Source organism: Streptomyces sp. NPDC021020 (assembly GCF_044333285.1).
GTDB lineage: Bacteria > Actinomycetota > Actinomycetes > Streptomycetales > Streptomycetaceae > Actinacidiphila.
Map to the genome: position 1 here is coordinate 553,380 of NZ_JBIRQQ010000001.1, position 22,903 is coordinate 576,282.

26 protein-coding genes are annotated in these 22,903 nt (G+C 74.5%); 16 read left to right on the forward strand and 10 right to left on the reverse strand.

Annotation, left to right across the window (positions count from 1 at the left end; all coding sequences use genetic code 11):
• Positions 1 to 62: 62 nt before the first annotated feature.
• Together ACH4SL_RS02450 and ACH4SL_RS02455 are read right to left on the reverse strand one after the other, a co-directional pair.
• Positions 63 to 656, reverse strand: coding sequence for a phosphatase PAP2 family protein (locus tag ACH4SL_RS02450; RefSeq protein WP_398441462.1), 594 nt, complete (start codon positions 654 to 656; stop codon positions 63 to 65).
• Positions 653 to 1,345, reverse strand: a complete 693-nt coding sequence (locus ACH4SL_RS02455; RefSeq protein ID WP_398441463.1) for a DedA family protein — start codon at positions 1,343 to 1,345, stop codon at positions 653 to 655. The genes ACH4SL_RS02450 and ACH4SL_RS02455 overlap by 4 nt, the downstream gene beginning before the upstream one ends.
• Positions 1,346 to 1,460: 115 nt before the next feature.
• Between ACH4SL_RS02455 and ACH4SL_RS02460 the strand changes: the two genes are divergently transcribed.
• The 3 genes from ACH4SL_RS02460 to ACH4SL_RS02470 all read left to right on the forward strand — a co-directional run bounded on the left by ACH4SL_RS02460 (position 1,461) and on the right by ACH4SL_RS02470 (position 4,531).
• Positions 1,461 to 1,919, forward strand: a complete 459-nt coding sequence (locus ACH4SL_RS02460) for a BlaI/MecI/CopY family transcriptional regulator (protein WP_398441464.1) — start codon at positions 1,461 to 1,463, stop codon at positions 1,917 to 1,919.
• Between the two features lie 403 nt (positions 1,920 to 2,322).
• Complete coding sequence (locus tag ACH4SL_RS02465) at positions 2,323 to 3,243, forward strand: M56 family metallopeptidase (RefSeq protein WP_398441465.1); 921 nt, start codon at positions 2,323 to 2,325, stop codon at positions 3,241 to 3,243.
• Positions 3,244 to 3,268: 25 nt separating this feature from the next.
• Complete coding sequence (locus ACH4SL_RS02470) at positions 3,269 to 4,531, forward strand: DUF2786 domain-containing protein (RefSeq protein ID WP_398441466.1); 1,263 nt, start codon at positions 3,269 to 3,271, stop codon at positions 4,529 to 4,531.
• A gap of 28 nt (positions 4,532 to 4,559) precedes the next feature.
• Here the strand turns inward: ACH4SL_RS02470 and ACH4SL_RS02475 are convergent, their stop codons facing one another.
• Positions 4,560 to 5,015 carry a pyridoxamine 5'-phosphate oxidase family protein gene (locus ACH4SL_RS02475; RefSeq protein ID WP_398441467.1) on the reverse strand — a complete coding sequence of 152 codons (456 nt, stop codon included), beginning with the start codon at positions 5,013 to 5,015 and terminating at the stop codon, positions 4,560 to 4,562.
• 319 nt (positions 5,016 to 5,334) lie between these two features.
• Between ACH4SL_RS02475 and ACH4SL_RS02480 the strand changes: the two genes are divergently transcribed.
• Together ACH4SL_RS02480 and ACH4SL_RS02485 are read left to right on the forward strand one after the other, a co-directional pair.
• Positions 5,335 to 6,105 (forward strand): GNAT family N-acetyltransferase, encoded by a 771-nt coding sequence (locus ACH4SL_RS02480; protein WP_398441468.1) that lies wholly within the window; start codon positions 5,335 to 5,337, stop codon positions 6,103 to 6,105.
• Positions 6,106 to 6,115: 10 nt separating this feature from the next.
• The gene (locus ACH4SL_RS02485) at positions 6,116 to 6,772 is read left to right on the forward strand and encodes a DUF4253 domain-containing protein (protein ID WP_398441469.1); all 657 of its coding nucleotides are present in this window, start codon (positions 6,116 to 6,118) and stop codon (positions 6,770 to 6,772) included.
• 7 nt (positions 6,773 to 6,779) lie between these two features.
• On the opposite strand, the gene ACH4SL_RS02490 is transcribed toward ACH4SL_RS02485, so the two are convergent.
• Positions 6,780 to 7,226 carry a GNAT family N-acetyltransferase gene (locus ACH4SL_RS02490; RefSeq protein WP_398441470.1) on the reverse strand — a complete coding sequence of 149 codons (447 nt, stop codon included), beginning with the start codon at positions 7,224 to 7,226 and terminating at the stop codon, positions 6,780 to 6,782.
• A 10-nt stretch (positions 7,227 to 7,236) separates the two neighbouring features.
• The gene (locus ACH4SL_RS02495) at positions 7,237 to 8,115 is read right to left on the reverse strand and encodes a class I SAM-dependent methyltransferase (protein WP_398441471.1); all 879 of its coding nucleotides are present in this window, start codon (positions 8,113 to 8,115) and stop codon (positions 7,237 to 7,239) included.
• Positions 8,116 to 8,138: 23 nt separating this feature from the next.
• Between ACH4SL_RS02495 and ACH4SL_RS02500 the strand changes: the two genes are divergently transcribed.
• The gene (locus tag ACH4SL_RS02500) at positions 8,139 to 8,543 is read left to right on the forward strand and encodes an NUDIX hydrolase (protein WP_398441472.1); all 405 of its coding nucleotides are present in this window, start codon (positions 8,139 to 8,141) and stop codon (positions 8,541 to 8,543) included.
• 18 nt (positions 8,544 to 8,561) lie between these two features.
• Here ACH4SL_RS02500 and ACH4SL_RS02505 read toward each other — a convergent pair whose 3' ends face one another.
• The gene (locus tag ACH4SL_RS02505; protein ID WP_398441473.1) at positions 8,562 to 9,041 is read right to left on the reverse strand and encodes a DinB family protein; all 480 of its coding nucleotides are present in this window, start codon (positions 9,039 to 9,041) and stop codon (positions 8,562 to 8,564) included.
• Positions 9,042 to 9,138: 97 nt separating this feature from the next.
• Here ACH4SL_RS02505 and ACH4SL_RS02510 point away from each other — a divergent pair, with 97 nt between their 5' ends.
• Entirely contained in the window at positions 9,139 to 9,789 is a 651-nt protein-coding gene (locus ACH4SL_RS02510) for a hypothetical protein (RefSeq protein ID WP_398441474.1), read from the forward strand.
• Between the two features lie 93 nt (positions 9,790 to 9,882).
• Here the strand turns inward: ACH4SL_RS02510 and ACH4SL_RS02515 are convergent, their stop codons facing one another.
• The gene (locus ACH4SL_RS02515) at positions 9,883 to 10,596 is read right to left on the reverse strand and encodes an N-acyl homoserine lactonase family protein (protein WP_398441475.1); all 714 of its coding nucleotides are present in this window, start codon (positions 10,594 to 10,596) and stop codon (positions 9,883 to 9,885) included.
• A 52-nt stretch (positions 10,597 to 10,648) separates the two neighbouring features.
• On the opposite strand from ACH4SL_RS02515, the gene ACH4SL_RS02520 reads away from it, so the two are divergent.
• Together ACH4SL_RS02520 and ACH4SL_RS02525 are read left to right on the forward strand one after the other, a co-directional pair.
• Positions 10,649 to 11,053, forward strand: coding sequence for a hypothetical protein (locus tag ACH4SL_RS02520; protein ID WP_398441476.1), 405 nt, complete (start codon positions 10,649 to 10,651; stop codon positions 11,051 to 11,053).
• Positions 11,054 to 11,103: 50 nt separating this feature from the next.
• On the forward strand, positions 11,104 to 11,967 hold the full coding sequence (locus ACH4SL_RS02525; protein ID WP_398441477.1) for a hypothetical protein: 864 nt from the start codon (positions 11,104 to 11,106) through the stop codon (positions 11,965 to 11,967).
• A 61-nt stretch (positions 11,968 to 12,028) separates the two neighbouring features.
• On the opposite strand, the gene ACH4SL_RS02530 is transcribed toward ACH4SL_RS02525, so the two are convergent.
• Entirely contained in the window at positions 12,029 to 12,451 is a 423-nt protein-coding gene (locus tag ACH4SL_RS02530) for an ATP-binding protein (protein WP_398441478.1), read from the reverse strand.
• A 227-nt stretch (positions 12,452 to 12,678) separates the two neighbouring features.
• Here ACH4SL_RS02530 and ACH4SL_RS02535 point away from each other — a divergent pair, with 227 nt between their 5' ends.
• The 3 genes from ACH4SL_RS02535 to ACH4SL_RS02545 all read left to right on the forward strand — a co-directional run bounded on the left by ACH4SL_RS02535 (position 12,679) and on the right by ACH4SL_RS02545 (position 13,996).
• Positions 12,679 to 13,518, forward strand: a complete 840-nt coding sequence (locus ACH4SL_RS02535) for a helix-turn-helix transcriptional regulator (RefSeq protein ID WP_398441479.1) — start codon at positions 12,679 to 12,681, stop codon at positions 13,516 to 13,518.
• Entirely contained in the window at positions 13,494 to 13,712 is a 219-nt protein-coding gene (locus ACH4SL_RS02540; protein WP_398441480.1) for a DUF397 domain-containing protein, read from the forward strand. The genes ACH4SL_RS02535 and ACH4SL_RS02540 overlap by 25 nt, the downstream gene beginning before the upstream one ends.
• Positions 13,713 to 13,777: 65 nt before the next feature.
• Positions 13,778 to 13,996: a DUF397 domain-containing protein gene (locus tag ACH4SL_RS02545; protein WP_398441481.1), complete on the forward strand. Its 219-nt coding sequence runs from the start codon at positions 13,778 to 13,780 to the stop codon at positions 13,994 to 13,996.
• Here the strand turns inward: ACH4SL_RS02545 and ACH4SL_RS02550 are convergent.
• Positions 13,971 to 14,915, reverse strand: a complete 945-nt coding sequence (locus ACH4SL_RS02550) for an alpha/beta fold hydrolase (RefSeq protein WP_398441483.1) — start codon at positions 14,913 to 14,915, stop codon at positions 13,971 to 13,973. The genes ACH4SL_RS02545 and ACH4SL_RS02550 overlap by 26 nt on opposite strands.
• Positions 14,916 to 15,002: 87 nt before the next feature.
• Between ACH4SL_RS02550 and ACH4SL_RS02555 the strand changes: the two genes are divergently transcribed.
• A complete protein-coding gene (locus tag ACH4SL_RS02555) occupies positions 15,003 to 15,578 on the forward strand; it encodes a CGNR zinc finger domain-containing protein (protein ID WP_398441485.1) in 576 nt (191 codons plus the stop codon).
• Positions 15,579 to 15,611: 33 nt separating this feature from the next.
• On the opposite strand, the gene ACH4SL_RS02560 is transcribed toward ACH4SL_RS02555, so the two are convergent.
• Positions 15,612 to 16,160, reverse strand: coding sequence for a hypothetical protein (locus ACH4SL_RS02560; protein WP_398441486.1), 549 nt, complete (start codon positions 16,158 to 16,160; stop codon positions 15,612 to 15,614).
• A gap of 384 nt (positions 16,161 to 16,544) precedes the next feature.
• Between ACH4SL_RS02560 and ACH4SL_RS02565 the strand changes: the two genes are divergently transcribed.
• The 3 genes from ACH4SL_RS02565 to ACH4SL_RS02575 all read left to right on the forward strand — a co-directional run bounded on the left by ACH4SL_RS02565 (position 16,545) and on the right by ACH4SL_RS02575 (position 22,895).
• Entirely contained in the window at positions 16,545 to 17,750 is a 1,206-nt protein-coding gene (locus ACH4SL_RS02565; RefSeq protein ID WP_398441488.1) for an enoyl-[acyl-carrier-protein] reductase FabV, read from the forward strand.
• 739 nt (positions 17,751 to 18,489) lie between these two features.
• Positions 18,490 to 20,169: a DUF4157 domain-containing protein gene (locus tag ACH4SL_RS02570; protein WP_398441491.1), complete on the forward strand. Its 1,680-nt coding sequence runs from the start codon at positions 18,490 to 18,492 to the stop codon at positions 20,167 to 20,169.
• 1,007 nt (positions 20,170 to 21,176) lie between these two features.
• The gene (locus ACH4SL_RS02575; RefSeq protein WP_398441493.1) at positions 21,177 to 22,895 is read left to right on the forward strand and encodes an acyltransferase domain-containing protein; all 1,719 of its coding nucleotides are present in this window, start codon (positions 21,177 to 21,179) and stop codon (positions 22,893 to 22,895) included.
• The last annotated feature ends 8 nt before the right edge of the window (positions 22,896 to 22,903 follow it).

Here is a 22,903-nt window from a genome sequence, read left to right on the forward strand (position 1 = left end):
GGTCCCGTCCCAGGCCCCGCCGACACGGGTCCGGGACGGGACCGCCGTCTGTGGGGGCGCCCCTACGCGGGCGTGCTGACGAGTGCGCGCCAGCGGGTCGCCCGCAGCCGGGCGACGAGCGGGGCCGCGCGGCGGGAGGCCAGGGCGAGCGGCCACGCGACCAGCGCGCCCAGCGCGAGGGCGGCGAGTACGTCGTGCGGGTAGTGGACGCCGATCCACACCCGGGACGCCGCGATGAGCAGCGCGACGGGCGCGGCGGCCAGTCCGGCCCGCCGCCGGGCGAGCAGCAGCGCGACGGCGCAGGCCGCCGCGATCGCGGAGTGGTTGCTCGGGAAGGCGTAGTCGCCGAGCCCGGGGCAGGTCTCGACGGTCGCGGTCATGTGCAGCGTGCGGCAGGGCCGCTGCTCGGCGACGAGCGACTTCACCGCGTCGTTGACGAGGAAGACGGCGACGACGACGAGCGGCACGCACAGCGCCGCGGCCATCCGCCGGTCGTCGGCGGCCCGCGCCCGCCACCACACGGCGAGCATCAGCGCGGCGAAGATGCCGAGCCCGTAGTCGCTGAAGGCGCGGACGAGGTCGTCGAGCGGCTCCGGGGTGCGGTGGGCGAGGCCGACGACCCAGCGGTAGAGCCCGGCGTCGAAGGTGGCGGTCACATGTCCTCCCCGGTCCTCGCACGGCGCCCGCGCAGCACCTCGCGGGCGAGCGGGACGAGCGAGACGACGACGATGACGGCGACGATCGGCAGCAGGTACGTGTCGACGTGCGGTACGGACGAGCCGAGCGCGTACCCGCCGAGGACGAGCCCGGCGCTCCACACCGTGCCGCCGGCGACCTGCCACACGGCGAAGGTGTGGGCGGGCACGCCGAGCGCGCCCGCGAGCGGGTTGAGGACGGTGCGGACCACGGGTACGAAGCGGGCCAGGACGACGGCCTTGGCGTGCCCGTAGCGGTCGAGCAGTTCGGTGGCGCGGGCCGCGCCCTCGTGCAGCCGGGCGCTCTTCGTCCTGGCGAGCAGCGCGGGGCCGCCGTGGCGGCCGAGGACGTACCCCGTCTGCGCGCCGAGCAGCGCGCCCGCGACGGAGGAGAGGAGCACCTGCCAGAGGGTGAGGTGCACCGTGCCGGAGGTGCCGGAGGCGCACAGCAGGCCCGCGGTGAAGAGCAGCGAGTCGCCGGGGAGGAAGAAGCCGACGAGCAGGCCCGTCTCGGCGAAGAGGATGACGGCGATGCCGAGGGCGCCGAAGGAGGAGAGGAGGGAGGTGGCGTCGAGGACGTTGACCGCGAGGGGGGCGGCGGGCCCGTGCGGGACCGGTACGGGTGGTGGCGCGGCGATCGGCAGGAGCATGACGGGGGAGCCCTCCCATAATGGGGTTCCGGGGCGCGGTGCGGCGCCCCCGCCGTCTACAGTGATGTAGTCGGTCTACAGCACTGTAGACGAACGAGCGGGAAGGAGCGATTCCATGCCGGAGGCGGATGGGGTCCACGGGGCTCAGGGCGAGTCCCCCGAGACCCCCGAGACGCAGGCGGGCGCGGCCCGCCGCCCGTCGGGCGAGCTGGAAGCGAGCGTGCTCGCCGCGCTGTGGGCGGCCGGTGGCCGCGCCCTCACCCCCGCGGACGTGCAGCGCGACCTCGGCGCCGACCTCGCGCGCACGACCGTCACGACGATCCTCGCCCGCCTCCACGACAAGGGCGCCGTCAGCCGCACCCGCGCGGGCCGCGGCTACGCCTACCTCCCCGCCCAGGACCCGCCCGGCCTCGCCGCCCGCCGCATGCGCTCCGAACTCGACAAATCCGCCGAGGGCCAGCGCGGCACCGTCCTGGCCCGCTTCGTCTCCGAACTCGACCCGGCCGACGAACGCCTCCTCCGCGAACTGCTGACGCAGGCAGACCCCCCCGACGCGCCGGGCGGCGACGCATGACCCGCCGGTTCGTTCCCGCGGCGGGTGCGGGCGGTGCCGGGCGGCGCCGCATGACCCGGCGATCCGTTTCCGTGCCGGGTGCGGGCGGCGCCGGGTGGGGACGCGTGGCCCGCCGGTTCGTTTCCGTGGCGGGTGCGGGCGGCGCCGGGTGGGGACGCGTGGCCCGCCGGTTCGTTTCCGTGGCGGGGGCAGGCGGTGCCGGGCGCCTTGCGGGCGTGCGGCCGCGCCGGTCTTCCGCGGCGGGGGAGGACCTCCTCGCGGGTCGGGGCGGTGGGCTGCGCGCCGTTTCGCGCCGCACCTCGGGTGTGGGCCTTGCGGCGGGAGCGGACCCCGTGCGCGGTGCCGTCCCCGGCGAGGGCGTGCGGCCGGGGCAGGCCCGGGGCGGGTGCGGAGGTGAGGGGCGGTGAATTACGCCGTCTGGCTGCCGCTGGTGGTGCCGCTGCTCGCCGCTCCCGTCGCGCGGCGGCTCGCGGAGGCCGTCGCGCCGCGGGTCGGGGCGTGGCTGCTCGCCGGGTCGGCGGTCGCGCTCGCCGCGTGCAGTACGGCCGCGCTCGCGCTGCTCGCCGGGGCGGGGGCGCTGCGGCTGCCGCCGGTCGCCGCGCTCGGGCACCTCGTGCTGCCGGTCGTCGGGGACGAGGTGACGGTGCCCGCCGCGTGCGTGGCCGCCGGGCTGCTCGCGGCGGTCGGGGCGGCGCTGGCGCGTACGTACCGGCAGCGCGTGCGGACCAGCCTGCGGGCCCGGCGCGCCGCCGACGCCGCCGGGCCCGCGGGCGGCGACCTCACCGTCCTGGACGACGACGGGCCGGACGCGTACGCGCTGCCCGGCCGCCCCGGGCGGATCGTCGTCACGACGGGCATGCTGCGGGCGCTCGACCCCGCGGAGCGCGAGGTGCTGCTCGCGCACGAGCGTGCCCATCTCGCGGGGCGGCACCACCACTTCCTTACCGCCCTCGCGTTCGCCGCCGCCTGCCACCCGGCCCTGCGGATGCTGCGCGCACCGCTGTCCTACGCCCTCGAACGCTGGGCCGACGAAACCGCGGCCGCCGCCGTGGGCGACCGCCGGGTCGCCGCCCGCGCCATCGGCCGCGCCGCCCTCGCCGCCCGCCCCACCGCGGCCCGTCCCCGTACCGCCCTCCCGGCGGCCGCGGGCCCCGTCCCCCGCCGCGTCGCCGCCCTGCTGTCCCACCCCCGCGCGCCCCGCGCCCCCAAAACGGTCGCCACCGCCCTCGCCGCGTGCCTCGCGCTCTCCGCCGCCTGCGCCCTGGAGGCCGCCCACGACCTCCACGGCTCCATCGAGGTCGCCCAGGGGGAGCACACCGACTGACCGGCGGCTCGGGGACAATGGCCAGGTGGAGGACGTATTCGCGGCGGCGTACGCGCGGGCGCTCGGGGGCGGCGAGGACGAGGTGGACGCGGCCGCGTCCGTGCTCGCCGCCCAGCCCGACTGGGACGGCGCCGCGGGTCGGCGGGCCGCCGAGGTCATGAGCGGCTGCGCCCGGCGTGGCTGGCAGCCGCAGGACCTCGTACGGATGGCGGCCCGCGAACTGGGCGCCCGCCACGAACGCCTGGCCCTGACCCTCGCGGACGGCGCCCCGGACGCCTCCGGCACGGCACCCGGCGCCTCAGGCGGCCCCTCCGGCGCAGGCGAAGCTTCCGGTACCGCACCCGGCGGGGGCTCCCGCGCGCGGGAGGCTTCCGGCGCGGGCTCCCGCGGCTCGTCCGGCGCAGGCGGCTCCTCCGGCGCCGCACCCGGCGAAGGCTCCCGCGCAAGCTCCCGTCGCTCCTCCCCCGCAAGCGGCTCCTCCGGGGACGCGCCCGGCGTCATGACGGGGTTCGCGCGGGGGGAGAAGCTCGACCGGTTCTCCGCCGCCACCGTGTGCGTCGAGCTGCTCCGGCTGTACGGGCGGCTGCCGCGGCTGCCCGCGCTGCAGGCGCCGGGCACGCAGGCGCCCCCGGGGGCGGGGAAGATGCTCGCCCGCATCCGGGCGCTGCTCGCGAAGGCGGAGTCGACCGGCTTTCCCGAGGAGGCCGAGGCGCTGTCGGCGAAGGCGCAGCACCTCATGGCGCGGCACAGCATCGACGCCGCCCTGCTCGGGGCGGCCGCCGGGGAGGGGCCGGGGGCGCGGCGGATCGGGGTGGACCGGCCGTACGAGGGCGCGAAGGCGCTGCTGCTGGACGCCGTCGCGGAGGCGAACCGCTGCCAGTCCGTGTGGTCCTCGGACTACGGCTTCGCGACCGTCGTCGGCCACACCGCCGACCTCGACGCCGCCGAGATCCTCTACACCTCGCTGCTCGTCCAGGCCGACCGCGCCCTCCACGCGGGACGCGTCTCCCGCTCCCGCGACTTCCGCGAGTCCTTCCTCATCGCGTACGCGTCCCGTATCCGCGCCCGCCTGACCGACGCGACCGCGGCGGCGGAGTCGGCGTCCGCCGCGTCCGCCCCCGAACTGCTCCCGGCTCTCGCGTCCCGCGCCCTCGCGGTCGAGGACACCACCCGCCGCCTCTTCCCGTCCACGACCACCTCCCGGCTGCGCGCCCGCGACGCGGCGGGCTGGTCGGAGGGCGAATCCGCCGCGGACCGCGCGAACCTCCGCGGCGGCGGCCGGAGCTGACTCCCCGGGGGGAGTCGGCCGTCCCGCGTCACGCCCGGCGGTGCGTCGCCACCCCGCGCCCCGGGCGCCACACGCTGATGACCAGCTCCTCGCCCACCACCCGGGTGAGGACGGCCTCGTGGAGGTCGAGCCGGAAGGCGTGGAAGTCGCCCGCCGGTTCGGTGCCGGTCGTGTACGCCGCCCGGTCCGCGCCGGTGACCTCGACCGCGAGTCCGGCGACCTTCGCGTCCCCGTCCCCGTCGCCGTACGGGTGGGCGTGTATCGCGCACCTCCCGTCGCGCAGCAGGTCGCGCGCCTTGACCGCGCCTCGCATCGAGCCGAAGGACAGGTCAGGACCGCGGAAGTCGATCTCCGTGCCGCTCACCCGCGGCGAACCGTCCCGCCGCAGCGTGGCCAGCACATGCGTCTGCCCCGCCCCGAACCGGGCGCGCACGGCGGCCGCCAGCTCGGCCGCCTCCTCCTCGAACCGCTCCCATGTCGCCATGCCTGCAAGTCTTGCAGGGGGCACTGACAACGCCCTTTTTCCGTTGACGGCCGCGGGGCCGCGTGCGAGGGTGAGCGCCGCAGTACCTCGACCTCACTCACGGCAAGGACCGAACGCCAATGATTCCGGCGAGCCGCACCGGCCGCCGCGCGCGCTGAGCAGCACCCGGCGCAGCATCCGCGACGGCGGCAGCACACCCCCGCGCGTCCCGCGTACCCCGGACCGCACGCGTCCGGACGGCGTACGGCGACGCGTCCTTGCCCTGCCTTCCCGTGCGCAGCAGCAGCCTGCGCAGAATCCGTGAGGTCACCCCTTCACCATGGACGCCACCCAGGTCCAGCAGTTCGCCGTCGCCAATCTCCGCCGCCGTCCCGCGGCCGCCGAAGTCGGCGGTTTCGTCGCCGGGTTCGACCCGGGCACCGACAGCCCCTACGTCAACTACGCCACCCCGCTGCCCGGTGCGGAGCCGTCCGCGCGGGAGGTCGCCGCGCTGGTCGCGGCCTTCCGGGAGCGCGGGCTGCTGCCCCGGCTGGAGTTCGCGCCGGAAGCCGCGCCCGTGGTCGCAACCGCTTTGCGGGCGGCGGGATTCCGTACGGAGGCCGTGCACGACTACCTCGTGTGCACGCCCGGCACCCTGACCGTGCCGCCCGCGTCCGTCCGCGTCGAAACCCCGTCCGCTGACGCGGACTTCGCCGCGATCGACGCGGCCCTCGCGGAGGCGTTCGGCGGTGAGTTCCCGTCCTCCGCGGAGGGGGCCGCGCGCCTGCGCCGTACGCAGGAGTCGGGCGGCGCGGTCCGCTTCGTGCGCCTGCCGGACGGTACGGGCTGCGCGGGCGGCGGCTCCTGCTCGGCGCCCGCCGCGGGCACCGCCGAACTCGCGGGCCTGGGCACCCGCCCCGCCCACCGCGGCCGCGGCATCGGCGCCGCGGTGACCGCCGCCCTGACCTCGGCCCTGTTCGCGCAGGGCGCCGCCTCCGTGTGGCTGGAATCCTCGGGCCCCGACGCCGAACGCGTCTACGCCCGCACGGGCTTCCGCCGCGCGGGCACCCGCCTCTACGTCTCACTCCCCGATGTCGGTGGCGTCGGATAACTTCCCGCCCATGAGCGAGACGACGGCGGAGCAGGTGCTGGCCCGGCAGTGGGCGGCGTACGCGGCGCAGGCGGCGGCGGACGACGGGACGGACCCGGAGGTACGGGCCCGTCTCGTCGCGCTGTACGGCGAGCCCGACTCCTACGAGGAGGTCGTCGCCCCCTTCGGCGCGGGCTGGCCGGGCCTGGCCCCGCCCCGGGCCCGCCCCTGGGACGCCGATCCGGACGAGCTGGCGGCGCACGTGCTCGCCGACGTGCAGGCGGCGCAGAAGCGCCGTATCAAGCAGTACGAACGCGACGCTCGCCAGGGCATCATCGGCGACCGCCCGGCCTTCGCCCTCGACCGCCCCTACCGCGCGGCCGAGGCCGCGGCCCTGCTCGCCCGCCCCGGGGTGGCGGACCTCTTCCCTTACGGCGCCGAGGAGTTCACCGCCGTCCTGGCCTCCTGGGAGGAGCGCTTCGGCACCCGCCTGGTGGGCCTCGACCACGAGACGGTGATCCTCTCCGTCGCCGCCCCGCCCCGTACCACGGAGGAGGCGGAGCGCGTCGCGGCCGAGCACTTCGCCTTCTCCTCCGACACGATCGTCCAGGAGGAGGACGAGATACTCGCCGAGTACGCCGCCAACCAGCTGGTGGCCGACCCGGTGTGGCGCTTCTGGTGGGATTGAGCCGCCGTCACGGCCGCGGGGGCAGTTCGCGCCGGAAGACCACCCGGTCCACGCCGGGGCCGTCGTAGTCGGCGACGGTCTCGGCGGAGAAGCCGAGGCTGCGGTGGAAGGCGATCGAGCCGGTGTTGCCCGGCGAGGTGATCGCCTTCAGCCGCAGGGCGCCCCGGGCTCGGGCCGCTTCGGCGAAGGCGGCCCACAACTGCCGCCCCAGGCCGCTGCCGCGGGATTCGTCACGGGTGGCGATGAGGTGGACGTAGCCCGTGGCGTCCGGGGTGACGAAGCCGATGACGTATCCGCGAATGCCGTCCGCCGCGCGGGCGGTGAGGCAGGTGTCGCCGAACTCCTGCACCAGGGCGCTGAGATGGAGCGCGCGCAGGTCGCGCTCGCCCCAGTAGCGGTGGTGGTCGGCGAGCACCTGCCGGAGGTCCGCGACGGTCGCGGGGAGGATGTCCATGGGCCCTTCCCTACCTGTCGGAGCCGTCGAGTTGGAAGTGCCACACGACCGCGACGGGGGAGCCGTCGAGCGCCGCGGCCGCCGCGTCCGGGTAGCGGTGCAGCAGGCCCCACGAGACGTGGTCGGGCAGCATTTCGGGGGCCGGGCCGAGTGCGGGCCGGGGTCGTACCGGCTCCTCGCAGGCCAGGACGCGGAAGCCGAGCGGGAGCGCGGCGGCCAGGTAGGCGCTGAGCGGGCGGTGGTATTCGGTGAGCAGGGACGCGGCGCCGCGTACCGGCGTCGGCCGCAGGTAGGCCGACATCACATGGGCGTCCGAGATCACCAGATGCCCGCCGGGCCGCAGCACCCGCGCGAACTCCGCCAGCACCGGCGCCAGTTCGGGCACGTGCGTGAGGGCGAGCCCGCACACGACGACATCGGCGCAGGCATCCGGGACGGGCAGCCGGTGCAGGTCCCCTTCCCGGAAGTCCCCGTCGGGCACCCGCACGCGGGCCCGCGCGAGCATCTCCGGTGAGGCGTCCACGCCGATCACGTCGTGCCCCAACTCCCGCAGATACGCGCTGTGCCGCCCGGTCCCGCAGGCCGCGTCCAGTGCGGTGCCGACCGGCAGCCCGTCCAGGATCCGCCGGACGACCGGCTGCTCGACGTCGACCATCTGGTTGCCGGGGCAGTCGTAGCGCGCGGCCCACTCCCGGTAGACCTCCGCCACCCCGATCCCGCCCTCGCCCGCCTCCACCCCTGCGGCGAGCCCCGGGTCGTCCAGCAGCGCCCGCACCTCCGCGACCCGCGCCTCGACGAACGCCCGGTCAGCCGTCCCCTCCCGCAACCCGCGCAGCAGCGCGGCTCCTTCGATGCCCAGCAGATACCCCAGCGGGCTCACATAGGTCATCCCCGCAGGGTAGTTTCCCCGCCATGGAGCAGACCGAGGCCGAACGCGAAGGTGTCGTGGCCGTCCTGCGCGAGGGCGGCCGGGTGCTGGTGATCCGGCGGGGGCCGGAGGTGCCGGAGCCCGGGTACTGGGCGCCGCTCAGCGGCACGGTCGAGCCGGGGGAGGCGCAGCCGGACACGCTGGTGCGGGAGGTGTACGAGGAAGTGGGGCTGCGGGTGGCGCCGCTCGGCAAGGTCTGGGAGAGCGCGAGCGCGGACGGCCGCTTCGTCCTGCACTGGTGGACGGCCGAGATCACCGGCGGTGAGCTGACGCTCGATCCGAGGGAGGTCAGCGAGGCCCGCTGGGTCACCGTCGAGGAATACCGGCAGCTGGAGCCGACCTTCGCGGGGGACCACGCGTTCTTCGCCGACGTCCTCCCCGGGCTGTGACCGGGGGCGGTTCCCGGCTCAGCCCGCGCGCACCTGCTCGCGCAGGATGTCGGCGTGCCCGCAGTGGTGGGCCAGCTCCCGCAGCACCTGCAAGTACACCCAGCGCAGGGTGCGCGGCCCGGTGCGGTGACCGGTCACCACGGTGTCCAGCGGCAGCCCCGCGACCAGCGCGCGGGCCGTCGCGCACGCCGCCCGGTGGGCCGCCGTGACGGACGCGACGCTGTCCTCGTCGGTGAGCCGGAAGGACTCGTCCGGCCCCAGCGCCAGCCCGAGTTCGCGGCGCGGGATGCCGCCCACGCACTCCTCGAACCACACCCGCTGCATCCACGTGACGTGCTTGACGAGCCCGAGCAGCGTCGTCGCCGACGCCACGAGCCTGCGCCGCACCTGCTCCTCGCTCAGCCCGTCGAGCGCCGCCTCGACGGCAGCGCGGTAGTCCTCGACAAAGGCGTCGAGCTGCGTGCGCTCGTCCTCCAGCGGTACGTCGAACGCGCTCATCACCCTGTCTCCTCCCGCGAAACGGCGAACCCGCGCCGCCGATCCTAGGACGCGGGCCCGGGTGTCCGAACCACCGTCTACGCTCGTGGCGCGTTCGGTGAACACGAGGGGGCTGTCGACGATGGGGGCTGCGGTGGGCGGGGACGGCGCGGGAGCGGGGGCGGGGGCGGCCATGGTGACCGTGCAGGAAGCGGCCGAGGCGTTCGTCGAGCGCGAGGTGGCGGCGATGCGGCGCGGCGGATGCCAGGTGTGGGTGAGCCGCTGCCCGGAGCAGGACGTCCACCGGGACGGGCGCTCCACCTTCGGGTACTGGATCGCGACGGACGACGGCCTGGGCGCGTTGTTCGAGCCCCTCTACCGGGGATCGCCCGGGGACCTGCTGCCCGCCGGTTACGACGACTTCGGGCTGTACGTCGGCGGAGGCAAGGTCGACGAATACCCCTCGGACGGCTCGGACGGCTCGGACAGACATGCGGACCACCCGCCCCTGGCCGTGACCGCGCAGGACGGGACACCCCTGCGGTTCGCCGGCAGGATCGACTCCCCGCAGAGCGCCGACGAGTGGCTCTCCCGGCCCGACGCCTACGTGCGGTGCGACCACTGCATGATCCACCCACCGAGCGCCCTGCGGGTCGGCGACCCGGAGGAGGAGTGCGATTGCGGTGCCCTCGAACGGGACGAGGACGGCCGCCTGACGTGGGGCGAGGAGTACCGGTACACGTTCCCCACGGTGTTCCTCCCCGCCTGACCCGCGAGCCGCGGCACCTCGCCCGGCCCGGCGCGGGAGGCGGCCGGCGCCTCGGTCTCGGGTGACCGGCCCGGCTGCGCGCCGCCCCGCCGCTCAGCCCGCGGCCACGTGCGACGGCTCCCACACCGAGCAGTCGTGCGCGAAGAGCACCCTGCGCGGGTCGAAGTCCGCGAGGCGGTCCAGCCAGGGGGCGTAGCCGGGGAGGGGCGGCTCCGCGCCGTCCCGGGCGGCCTCGCGGGCCAGCTGGTCGGCGGCGAACTCCGAGGCGAAATCGTGGGCCTGGCCCGCGAGGACCACCGTGCCGTCGTCCTGCCGGACGGCCAGCGACTGGTGCCCCGCGGTGTGCCCGGGCGTCGGGACGACCCACACCCCGGGACGGATCTCCGCCTCGCCCTCCAGCTCCTCGTACACCGCGCCGGGGAAGTCGACCAGCGCGTCCACCGTGTAGTCGCCGCGCCGGGCCGTCGCCAACTCGACGTCCTGGACGAGGATCGGCCGCCGGGCCAGCAGCGGATTCCCGCCGCAATGGTCGAAGTGCAGATGGCAGTTGACGACCAGCGCGATGTCGTCGAGGCCCACTCCCGCCGCCGCCAGCGCCTCCGGCAGGGCCCGCCGCCGGGGCCGGTAGTGCGCCTCGGTCTCGGGCCCCGCGTCCCCCATGCCGGTGTCGAAGAGGATGAGCCCGTCGTCGTGCCGTACGAGGTACGCGAGGACGGGCTCCACCCGCGGCTGCGGGCCGCCCACTTCCGCCGCCGGGCGGACGAAGTACCCCAGGTCCAGCCGCCGTACGGCCCTCCGCATCCCCATCCGCCCATCCTGGCACGGGCGTTCGCCGCGGGCATCTGCCACGCTGGCTCATGTGCCCGCCCGCGACCGACGACTCCCCGCGCACCTCGCCCGGCCCCTCACCGCCACTGACGTCTCCGCATGCCTCGGCCCGCTCATGGACCACGTCACCGACCTGCGCTTCCTCACGGGCCACGACAGCGGCACCCTCGTCCTGTCCGCGGCCTGGACAGCGCCGGCACCGCGCACGTACGGCCGGGGCGTCCACCCGGACGCGGTCGGCTTCCGCATCGACGTCCACCCGGTCGACGCGGCCGCCCGCGCCGCCACCCGCGCCCAACTGCGCGCGCACGCCCTCCCGCAGCTCCGCGCGTGGATCGAGCAGGCGCTCACCGCGGACGAGACCTGGCGGCTGGGCGACCACCGACACCACTGGCGGCTGTCCGGCGGCCGCCTCACCCACCGCGACGAGGACTGAGAACGCGATCCCCTCGCGCGGGCGGCGGGGCGTCTGCCAGGGTGGTCCGCGTGGCAGACGGAGCGGACGGAGCGGACGCAGCGGGCGGGCGGGGAGAGCGGCCGGACCGCGGCCGGGTCCGCAGGCGGGACGTGATCGCCGTCGTCGTCACCTGCGCGGCGGTCGCCGCCGCGATCGTGCACATGGTCAGGCCCGGCCTCAAGGTCGACGGCGTCACCGTCGTACTCCTCGCCGTGGCCGTCGTCCCGTGGCTGGGCGACCTCTTCGACAGCATCGAGCTGCCCGGCGGCACGAAGCTCCAATACCGGCAGCTCGCCGAACGCGTGGAGGCCGCCGAGGAGCGCTCGGCGCAGGCGGGCCGCACGGCGGACGACGCGTCGCGCACCGCGCGGTTCGCCATCGTGACGAGAGGCGGCGAGGACGCCGGAGCACCGGGCGCATACACCGACACCGCCGCCGGGCCCGCCGGGAACGTCGAGCGCCTGGCGGACGAGTACGCGAGCGTGCGCGCCACCCCGAGGAGCCTGGCCCGCACCGACCACATGGAGCAGATCTTCGCCGACCTGGTGACCGCCACCCGGCAGCAGGACGACTTCGACGTCAGGGCCGCGCTCACGTCCCCCGCCCCGGGCGTCCGGCTGGCCGCGTACGCCCGGCAGTACGCCCGCCCCGACGGGCACTACCTGGACGACCTGACGCAGGCGGTCCTGGACGACGAGCCGATCGCGTTCAGCCAATACTGGGGCTTCCACGCGATCATCGCCGTCCTCGACAAGGTCGGCGCCGGCCGGATGCGGGTCGACCACGTCGCGGCCCTGGAGGCCTGCCTCGCGCGGCTCCCCGCCGACAGCGACCGCAACGTCGTCCTCCGGCGGCTCCTGGCGAAGATCCACCAGGCGGCGGGCCCGCGCTGACCCCTTCGGCGCCGACCCCTCCGGCGCTGGGCGCGCACTGCGCACGCGGGGGCGTACGCCGTCACGCACCGGGGCGCACGCACTCCGCCCACACGACCTTGCCGGGCCCGACACGGTCCGTGACCCCCCACCGGTGTCCGGTGAGCCGGTCCACGACCGTCATCCCCCGCCCACTCTCGGCCTGCGGCGCCGCCTCCCGCGCGACCGGCACGCCCTCCGCCCGCCCCCGCGCGTCATGCACCTCGATCCGCACCCCGCCCGGTACGCGCAGGATGCTGACGCCCGTCTTCCGCCCGGCGACGGCGGCGTGCCGAAGCACGTTCGTCATGAGCTCGGTGAGGACGAGGCCGGCCTCCGGGACCAGATCTTCCATGTCCCACCGGGTGAGTTGACGATCGAGCGAGTGCCGCGCCTGATGCACGCCGCGGGGTGTGGCAGGCCACAGGATCTGCGCGGGGGAGTAGGGGTGCGATGCCGTAGCCATGGGTGGGGGCCGCCTCTGCGTGATGGGAATCTGACGTTCCGTAGGCAGAATGGCGTGAAGTGACCTAGTGTCGGTAGGGCTGGTGCATTGCCCCCTTTGGACCGGCAGACGACCGCGCTGCCTCGGACGCTTGTCACGCTTCGCGTGCAGGTGGCAGGCGTGCGGTCGGGGGGGCAGCGGGGTTTTGCCTGGAGGCGAGGCAACGAGAGTGAGGTGCGTACGTACGCATGCAGGACAACAGTTCGGGTCCTTTGTCTATACGCGCTGCCTACCATCGGGCGCTGATCTGGCTTCGAGCCCGGAGCGGTTGGAGCCTCGCTCAGCTCTCCGAGAAGACGCGGTACGACACGTCCTACCTGCATCGGCTGGAGAAGGGGGGACGGCTTGGCTCGCTCGAGGCCGCTTGCGCGCTGGACGCGGTGTACGGGACGGGCGAAATGCTTGCAGACCTGTGGCGCTTGGCGAAGCGCGAGGCGAATGCCAATCGCTTCGCGGGCTTCGGCGAGGTGGAAGCCGAGGCCACCTGCATCCACGAGTTCAGCGTCGGCACCGTGCCGGGGTTGTTGCAGACCCCCGAATACGCCAGGGCGCTGATGAGCATGGAGCGCCCGGCCAGCGATGAAGCGCTGGATCTTCATGTGAAGGGCCGAATGGCGCGGCAGGAACGCCTGTCAGGCTCCAATGCCCTGTACTACCGGGCCTTGCTGGACGAGTCCGTGATTCGACGGCCCGTCGCCGACCCCCAGATCTGGGCTGATCAACTTGAGAGGCTTGTGCAGGCGACTCAGGAGCGGAACGTCGCCGTGCAGATCGTGCCGTTCGACGCGGGGCCGCATCCCCTGCTGGAGGGCTCGGTCCGGATCCTGTGGCTGCCCAGTGGGCGGATGGTCGCCTACGTCGAGAGCAGTTGGAGCGGCCAGGTCATCACCGAAACCGAGGAGGTGGAGCAGCTGCGCTTGTCCTACGATCTCCTCAGGGATTCCGCGCTATCCACAGCCGATTCTCTTGCCCTGCTGCGCAGCACGCTGGAGGACCACACGTCATGCCCGACTCCACTCGAGACCTGAATACTGCCGCCTGGCGTAAGTCGTCGTACAGCAACGGCACGAACCCCGACAGTTGCATCGAGGTCGCTGACGACTTCCCCGGCGTCGTCCCTGTGCGGGACTCCAAGGACCCCCAGGGCCCCGCCCTGGTCTTCCCGGCGGAGGCCTGGACCGCGTTCGTCGCGGACGTGAAGGGTGACCGTTTTCCGGTCTGACCGGCGGGCATAACTGGGCTGATCGGGCCGCCGGTTGAGGCGGCCCGGCAGGAGAGGAGCCCGGGATGCCTGAATCCGTTCCTGACTTGCGCCGCGCCGCTTGGCGCAAGTCCTCCTACAGCGGCGGGTCGAACCCCGACAGCTGCGTCGAGGTCGTCCTCGACCACCCCCACCTCGTCCCGGTCCGGGACTCGAAGGACCCCCACGGCCCCGCCCTCCTCTTCGCGGCGGACGCCTGGACCGCCTTCCTCGGGGAGGTCAAGGCCGGGCGGCTCCCGGGCTGAGCGGCGCGGACGCGCCCGGCCACGTACGGGTCAGGAAGTCGGCGATCAGCGGCGCGATGGCGGGCAGGTGGTCCTCCAGGGCGAAGTGGCCGGTCTCGAAGACGTGGACCTTGGCGTCGGGGACGTCGCGGACGTACGCGTGCGCGCCCGGCGCGAGGAAGAAGGGATCGCGGGCGCCCCAGGTGACGAGGGTCGGCGGGCGGTGGGCGCGCAGCCATGCCTGCCACACCGGGTACGCGGCCACGTTGGACTTGTAGTCGTACGCGAGGGCGCGCTGCGCGTCCGCCCGGCCCGGCAGCTCCAGGAAGTGCTGGTCGAGCAACCAGCCCTCGGGGGCGACGAGTTCGGGGCGTGAGGTGCCGCCCTCGTACTGGCCCCGGGTCGAGTCGAGGGAGAGCAGGCCGCGCAGGGCGGCTTCCGCGCCCGGCGTCTCCGGCGTGAGCGCCGTGAAGTCGCGGGCGGCCTGCGACAAGCCCTCCTCGTACGCGTTGCCGTTCTGGACGACGAGGCCCGCGACGCGTTCGGGGTGGCGCAGGGCGAGGCGGAAGCCGACCGGCGCGCCGAAGTCGAAGAGGTACATCGCATAGCGGGCAAGGCCGAGGCGTTCGGTGAAGGCCTCGACGGCATCGGCGAGTCGGTCGAAGGAGTACGTGAAGTCGCGCGGCGCGCGGGTGTGGCCGAAGCCGGGGTAGTCCGGCGCGACGAGCCGGAAGTCGCGTCCGAGCGTGTCGATGAGGCGGCGGAACTGGTGCGACGCGGACGGGAATCCGTGCAGGAGCAGCAGGACGGGCGCGTCGGGACGCTCCGGAAGCGACTCCCGGTAGAAGACCTCGACCCCGTCGACCTCGACGAAGCGGTGGACGATCTGCGCCGGAACGGCGATCCGCGGCGGTGTGCCGGTGCGGTGCGTGAAGCTCATGTCACATGCCTCCTGGGCGCGACAATGCATTAGGCCTGGCGTCGTCGGCGATACTAATGCATGAAGGGCCCGAGTTACCATGTGGCCATGCCCGACGACAGCGAACCGCTCACCGGCGAGGCCCTCGCCCTGGACCTGGTCAACACCCGCCCCGCGCAAGGGAACGGCGACCGTACCGACCTCCTGGCGACCCCCGCGCAGCTCACCCGCTGGCTCGCCGCCCAGGCGCACCGCCTCCCGGAGGGCGCGGAGACCCCCGCCGCGTCAGACCTCGCCCCCGTCCACGCCGTACGGGCGCACGCCGAGGCCGCCGTCCGCGCCCTGTTCGACGGCGCCGCGCCCCCCGCCGCCGCCCTGCGCGGCCTGACCGCCGCCCAGCGCGCGGCCCCGCCCGTACGCGAACTCGCCTGGGACGGTACGGCCGTCACCGCGACCCCGCGCCGCTCCGGGCCCCTCGGCGTACGGCTCGCGGCCGCCCTCGCGGAATCCGCCGCCGACCTCCTCGCCGATCCGGCGGCCGCGGGCAGGCTCAGGCAGTGCGAGGCGGACGGCTGCGTGATGCTCTTCCTGCCCGCGCACCCGCGCCGCCGCTGGTGCTCGTCCGCGCGCTGCGGCAACCGGGCGCGCGTCGCCCGTTACTACCGGCGCCACAACCCGGCGTAGCCCCACCCGGCGTAGCCCCCGCCCGGGAAGGGGTCAGTCGCGGGGCGTCCAGACGGCCGCGTCCGCGTCGTGGAAGAGCGCCCGCAGGAAGTCGTCGGCCCCGGACGCGGCCAGGCGCATCAGCGTCACCATCCCCGGCGGGTATTCGCGCCACTGCGCCTTGTCCCACACCACCACCGGCCACTCCTCCGGCGTGCCGCCCGCGCGCGGCAGCCAGAACAGCTGCTCACCGCCGATACCGCCGCCCCACGGCAGCAGCCCGCCCGGCTCGGGGTGGAAGGGGTACGGGAAGGCGTCGGGGTATTCGAGCCGCAGGCCGCGCAGCGCGTCGCACAGCGTCGTCGCGTCCCCGAGGTACGCGCGCAGGGCGGCGGTGCCGTCGGAGCCGTCCCGCAGCGGGCCGGGCGTGCCCACCGCGAGCCGCCCGTACAGCTCGCCGGGGCCGAACGCGTCCACGAACGCCCGGTAGTCGGCGGGGAGTTCGACGCCCACCGCTCGCGTCGCCTCCTCCCAGGGCAGCGCCTCGCCGGCCATCGGCCGGACCCCCGCCACCCGCGCGAAGTCCTCGATGTCGTCCCGCATCGCCCGCACCACCCTTCGGCGTCCGCCCCGCGCGGACACACGATCGGCCATCGTAGCGACGCCCGCCGTGCGGCTACCGCGCCCGACACGGCCGGCGCAAGCCCGTCCACCGACAAGGACACCACGCCACTTCCGTGCCGCGGGCGCACGGAGGGGGCTCACGGCGCCGGTTACGATGGCGGAAACCGGACAAACCGGCATCCGGGCCGGTGGGGCCGCCCGCCCCGCCGGGGGCCGCTCTTCGGCGGTCGTACAGTCACCCGCCCGCGGACCGGCCGCCCGTACAGGCCGACCCCATCGGCCGCGGGGTGGGGCCGGGTGCCGTACGGCCGGCCCGGCCCGCCGGCCGACCCCCATCCGCCCGCGACCTCCGGAGGACACCGCATGGGCCCGCAGCAGATCACGCCGAAGCAGCGCGGTTACCTGATCGTCAACTCGCACCCCGCCGGGTGCGCCGCGAGCGTGCGGCAGGTGTGGGAGTCGATCCCGCCCGCCCCGCACGAGGGGCGCGCGCCCGTCGTGCTGGTGCTCGGGTCGAGCGCCGGGTACGGCATGGCCGTCCTGCTCGCGGGCCTGCGGCGGCACGGGGTGCGCGGGATCGGCGTCGCCTACGAGAACGGCGGCACCGAACGGCGCACCGCCACCGCCGGGTGGTACCGCACCGCCGAGATGGCCGAACTGGCCAGCGCCTCCGGCGGCGACCTCACCTTCCTCAACGCCGACGCGTACGCCGACGGCACCCGCGCGGACGTCCTGAAACTCCTCACCGAGCGGTACGGGCCCGTCGACCACCTGGTCTACTCGCTCGCTTCGCCACGCCGCACCGACCCGGCCACCGGCGAGATCCACCACTCGGTGATCAAGCCGCTCGGCGGCGACCACACCTCGCCCTCGCTCGTCTTCGAGGACGGAATCCCGCAGATCGGCAGCGTCGAGCTGACGGCGGCCACGGACGCCGAACGCGCCGCGACCGTCAAGGTGATGGGCGGCGAGGACTGGGCCCTGTGGGTGCGCGCGCTCGCCGACGAGAACCTCCTCGGCGAGGGCTTCACCACCGTCGCCCTCTCGTACGTCGGCTCCGAGATCACCGCGCCCGTCTACCGGCAGGGCACGATCGGCGCCGCGAAGGCGGACCTGGAGGCGACCGCGCGCCGCCTCCAGGCGGACGTCCTCGCCGGACGCGGGCGCGCCTTCACCGTCGTCGCGGGCGCCGCCGTCACGCAGGCCGCCACCGCGATCCCCTCCCTCGCCCTCTACATCTCCCTGCTCCGCGACACCCTCGGCGCCGATGGCTGGCGCACGACCGCGGACCAGGCCGTCGACCTCTGGGCCCAGCTCACGGACGAGGCGGCGCTCCGCCTCGACGCGCAGGACCGCATCCGGCTCGACGGCTGGGAGCTGGACGCCGCGGTGCAGGCGCGGGTCCGTGAGCTGTGGTCCGACCCGGCGGCCGCGCTTGCCCTCGCGCCGGGCGGGGCGGCGTGGTTCTACGCGCAATTCCGGGGGCTGTACGGGTGGGACGTCCCCGGCGTCGATTACGCGGCTCCCGCCGCGGGGGCGGCTGTTCCGTGGCCGCCGCGCCAGCCGTAGCGCTGCGCTGTGCTTGGGGGGCGCTCCGGGGCGGGGGGTTGCGGTGGTGCCCGCGACCCTCTGCCGGTGGTGGGTTGCTCGCGCAGTTCCTCGCGCCCCCGGTGTACCCGGCGGGGCATCGCGCCCTTTCCCGGGGGGTGGGGTCGGGGGCCGCCACGGGGCACCTCCTCGGAATGCGCGTCCGACCTCACGCGCAAGGAGGCGGCCACTCGGTGCGCATTCCTGCGGGGGCACCCCGCACCGACCCCCTCCCAGGAGCGTTGGCGGCTGCCTGCCGGTGGGGGTGGATGTTTTCGGGGACTGCGGTTCGCCCCCGACGGCGAATGCGCCCCACAGGGAGACCGCAACTTTCGCTCCTACCCGCACGGGTGGTGGGGGTGGGAAACACCCCGCGCCGCCAGGCGCGGGCAACCCCCGCGGCGGGAAAGTCGCAAGCCCCCCGCAGGGGTTCTGCGTCGGGGGTGTAACGGATTCGGGGGGACGTCGCGTCAGAAGGGTGACGGGTCCCTGCTCGGGGCCTGGTCGAGGACGGCCCGCGTGCGGTGGGTGTGGGGGAGGCGGCGCCGGAGGGGGGCACCGCGTTCGCGCCCGCCGTACGCGGGCAGGGCCGTGAGGTGCGGCGGGCGCGTAGGGCGTAGCGGGCCGCGGGGGCAGCGAACTCTGCCCCCGCGTTCCTGGTCATGGCAGGTGCCGGTGGCGTATCAAGAGAGGATTGCCCCGGCCCATGAGGAAGGTCGCGATGCGCGCTCACGAACCGGAACAGACGTCGAGCGACCACGAGCGGCGGCAGAACCTCCCGCGCGCCAGGGGCGGTCCGGCAGGGCCCACGCAGGGACCGGCAGCTCTCCAGGCCACGGTGGGCAATGCCGCCGTCGTGCAGATGATGCGTCGTGCGGGCCGCGCGGAGGCCGACGCGTCCGCGGTGCAACGGCGTTCGACCGTCTCCGACGTGCTGCGCAGGCCGGGCCGCCCTCTCGACGCGACCAGGCGGGCCGAGATGGAGAGGCGTCTCGGGCACGACTTCTCCGACGTGCGTATCCACACCGACAGTGCCGCGAGGGCGTCGGCGGCCGAGATCGGTGCTCGCGCCTACACCTCCGGCAGCCATGTCGTGATCGGCGAGGGCGGGGGCGACAAGCACACACTGGCCCATGAGTTGACCCATGTGGTCCAGCAGCGCAGCGGCCCGGTGTCGGGGACCACCACCGGGCAGGGGTTCTCCGTGTCGGACCCCGGTGACCGTTTCGAGCGGGCTGCCGAGGCCAACGCCCGGAAGGCCATGGCGGGTCCCGCACCGGAGGTGCAGCGGCAGGCGGAGGACGCCGCACCGGCGGCGGCGGACACGGACATGGTGCAGCGCACGAGCACCACCCAGTTGGAGACCGCGACCCTCTCGCACTACGCCCCCACCAGCGGCGGCGAAGCAGAGAGCGATCTGACGATCGAGCGTCCCAAGCGGGTCACCGGCAAGATCGCCCCCGTCAAGACCACCGGACGCAAGCAGGCGCCCGAGCCGATCGCCGTCACCTCGCTGGTCACGGCGTACAGGCAGAAGTCCGGCGGGAGCGGAGGGCCCGACAAGAAGGCGATCTGGAAGGACCTGTTCGGCGGGGCCGGGTACGACCGCGGGCACGTGATGGGCCTGGAGGTCGGCGGAACGGACGTGGACAAAAACATCGTTCCGCAGTGGTCGCTGAACCAGGGCACCGGCATGTGGCGCCAGATGGAGAAGAAGATGGTCGGCCTGAAGAGGGGCGATCTCCGGTTCGACGTCGAGTACGGCACCAGCTCGGGCAACCACCGCCGGGTGATGGTCCCGGAGAAGATCAAGATCACCCTGAACAACGCCCTGTACGACACCTGGAACAACCGGCCGGACATCAACGACCTGATCAGGTCGGGTGAGGACCCGAGCGACCCGGCTCGCTTCTACGCGTGGGCGAAGAAGAAATGGGGCGCCCGGACGACCCTGGACGCCAAAGAGATGGACACGTTCGCCCTGCAGGCGCTGGCGATCGACAAGGCCACCCACCTCTGGCATCAGGAGTACGTGCAGGCGAGGGCCGCGGGCAAAACCCCCCTCACCAGCAGTGCCGACACCCTCGCGGCCGCCATGACCCGCAGCGACATCCCCAAGGACCGCAGGACCAAACTGATCAAGGCCTACATCGACGCCGGCTGGGTGACCGAGGACGACACCGGCGGCGCGGTCGTCTACACGTTGGAGGACGTCTCGGAATCCGAGTTCGACGACGCGAGCATGCCCGACAGCAGCCCGGACGTCGAGATGTCGGACGGGTCGTCGCCCTCCGACCCGCAGTCGGACCCGGAGGGCCCGAAGTTCATGGAGATCGACTTCGGCTCGCAGAGCGACAGCGATGACGAGACCTACGAGGACCCGGACGCGATGAGGATGTGACGGACTACGGGCGGGTGCCCGCACGCGTGCGGCTTTCCCGCCGCGGGGGTGCCCGCGCCTGGCGGCGCGAGGTGTTTCCCACCCCCACCACCCGTGCAGGTAGGAGCGAAAGTTGCGGTCTTCCTGTGGGGCGGGTTCGCCGTCGGGGGCGAGCCGCAGTCCCCGAAAACATTCACCCCCACCGGCAGGCAGCCGCCATTCCGGCCGGGAGGGGGTCGGTGCGGGGTGCCCCCGGAGGAATGCGCGCGCAGGACCCGCCACCTAGCTCATGAGGTCGGACGCGCATTCCGAGGAGGTGCCCCGTGGCGGCCCCTGACCCCGCCCCCCGCACGGAGTGCGCGATGCCCCGCCGGGTACACCGGGGGCGCGAGGAACTGCGCGACAAGCCCCCGCCAAGGGAAGGTCGCGCAACGAACCGCAACCCACCGCCCCGGAGCGGGCAACCGCGCGCCCGACATTCTCCAAGAAGGTAAATACGAAAAGCCTAAAAGCGGCGCCGGGTAAAACAGGGTAAATTCGGGACCGCCTTGACTTTTTCCGAGGCGCCTTCCTACGCTGAAGGCGTATGAGCCGTTGTGCCGACCCGGCACACAGCGATACGGGGGAAAGAACGTGACCGCGGCACCGTATGCCGATTTCAGCACCCGCCCGACGCGTCGTCGCGCCCTGCTGCCGAGCAGAAGAATCCGCGGGGCCCTGCGCCGCGCTCCCAGAGCGAGGAGCGCCCACCCGCGCACACCAGGCGCGTAACGCCACCACCAACGCGCCACCGCGCGCAAGCGCAAGCGCAACCGCAAGCGCAACCGCGGCCCAGTGACCCCGCGGCAGGCGGATACGGAAAGCCCTTCATTTAACGGGCCCGCAACAAAAGCCCGCCTCTCCGCTCCGCGCGATTCCCGCGCAAAGAATTACCCCCGTGGCCACGCATTTATCCACGCGCCGCGTGGCCACGCAAAAAGACCCACCACGAATGCACCGAGGCAACGAGTACGGGGGACGTCAGAACCATGCCGAAAACATCCATCGCCGCCCTCTTCCCTGGGCAGGGCGCGCTGTACGGGCGCGCACTGGCCGACCTCCGGGAAGCGTTCCCGGCGGTCGTGAATCCGGTCCTGAGCGACATCGGGGACGCCGCGCGTCCACTCCTCGGCGGTCCGGCCGCGGACGCGCTGTTCGCGGCGCGTACGCCGGAGCCCGCGCAGTGGCTCGCGGAGGCGCCGGACACGTTGCAGCTCGCGATCTACACGGCGTCCGTCGCGACGTACGCCGTCCTGCACGGGCGCGGGCTGCGGCCCGACGTGCTGGTGGGGCACAGCCTCGGGGAGATCGCCGCGCTGGTCGCCGCGGGGGCGTTCAGCGTGGCGGAGGGGGCGCAGATCGTCTGCCACCGGGGGCTCGCGCTGCGGGAGGCGGCACCGGGCGAGGCGGCGTACATGGCCGCGCTGAGTACGGCGCCGGAGCGCGCGCAGCAGCTCGTGGACGTGGTGGGGGACCCGCTGACGGGGGTGGCCGTCGAGAACCACGCGGCGCAGACCGTGCTGTCGGGGCGGGCGGCGACGCTGGACACGGTGGCGCGGCTCGCGGCGGTGCTGCGGATCGACTTCGCGCGGCTGAAGTCGCCGTACGCCTTCCACAGCCCGCTGCTGGGCGCGGCGGCGGAGGCGTTCGCCGCGCGTATCCGGGACGTCAAGCAGCGCCCGCTGGAGATCGCCGTTCACTCGCCGATCCTGGGGCGGGCGTACGAGGACTCCGACGACCTCACGGAGGTGCTCGCGGGGCATTTCACCCGCCGGGTGCGGTTCGCGGACGCGGTGCGGGCGGTGAGCGGCGGCGGGGTGAGCGGCAGCGGTGTGGGCGTCTTTGTGGAGAGCGGGGCGCTGGACGCGCTGTCGAAGATCGTCGGACGGGTCGTCGAGCCGCCCGCGGAGGCGGTGGCGACGCTGCTGCCGGAGGCGGGGGGCGCGGCCGCGCTGCACACGGCCCTCGACCGCCTCGCGGCCCTCGGCGCGATCCCGCCCGCGCACGAGGCGGGCCCGCCGAGCACCGACCCGCTGCACAGCGCCCTGCTCGCGGACGTCCCGGCGGCGGATTTCGCGGCGTTCTGGCACGGCCGCGCGGGCGAGGTACGCGACTTCGTCCGCCGCACGTACGACGACCACACGTCCGCAGCCGCTCCCGACCGGGGCTCGCTCGTACGCGAGTTGGCGGGGGTGTATGCGGCGGCGCTGGAGTATCCGGCGGAGGTGTTCGAGGAGGGGACGGATCTGGAGGCGGAGTTGGGGGTGGATTCGGTGAAGCAGACGGAGTTGCTGGTGCGGGTGGGGGATCGGTACGGGTTGCCGCCGCGGCCTTCGGACGTGCGTCCGGCGGCGTACAACACGCTCGGCAAGATCGCCGACCTGATCCTCGCCTCGGGCGGTACGCCGGCCCCGGCCCCGGTCCCGGCCCCCGTCGCCGTACCGGAATCGGCGCCCGCGCCCGATCGGGGTTCGCTGGTGCGGGAGTTGGCGGGGGTGTATGCGGCGGCGCTGGAGTATCCGGCGGAGGTGTTCGAGGAGGGGACGGATCTGGAGGCGGAGTTGGGGGTGGACTCGGTGAAGCAGACGGAGTTGCTGGTGCGGGTGGGGGATCGGTACGGGTTGCCGCCGCGGCCTTCGGACGTGCGTCCGGCGGCGTACAACACGCTCGGCAAGATCGCCGACCTGATCCTCGCCTCGGCGGCGTGAGCGGAGCG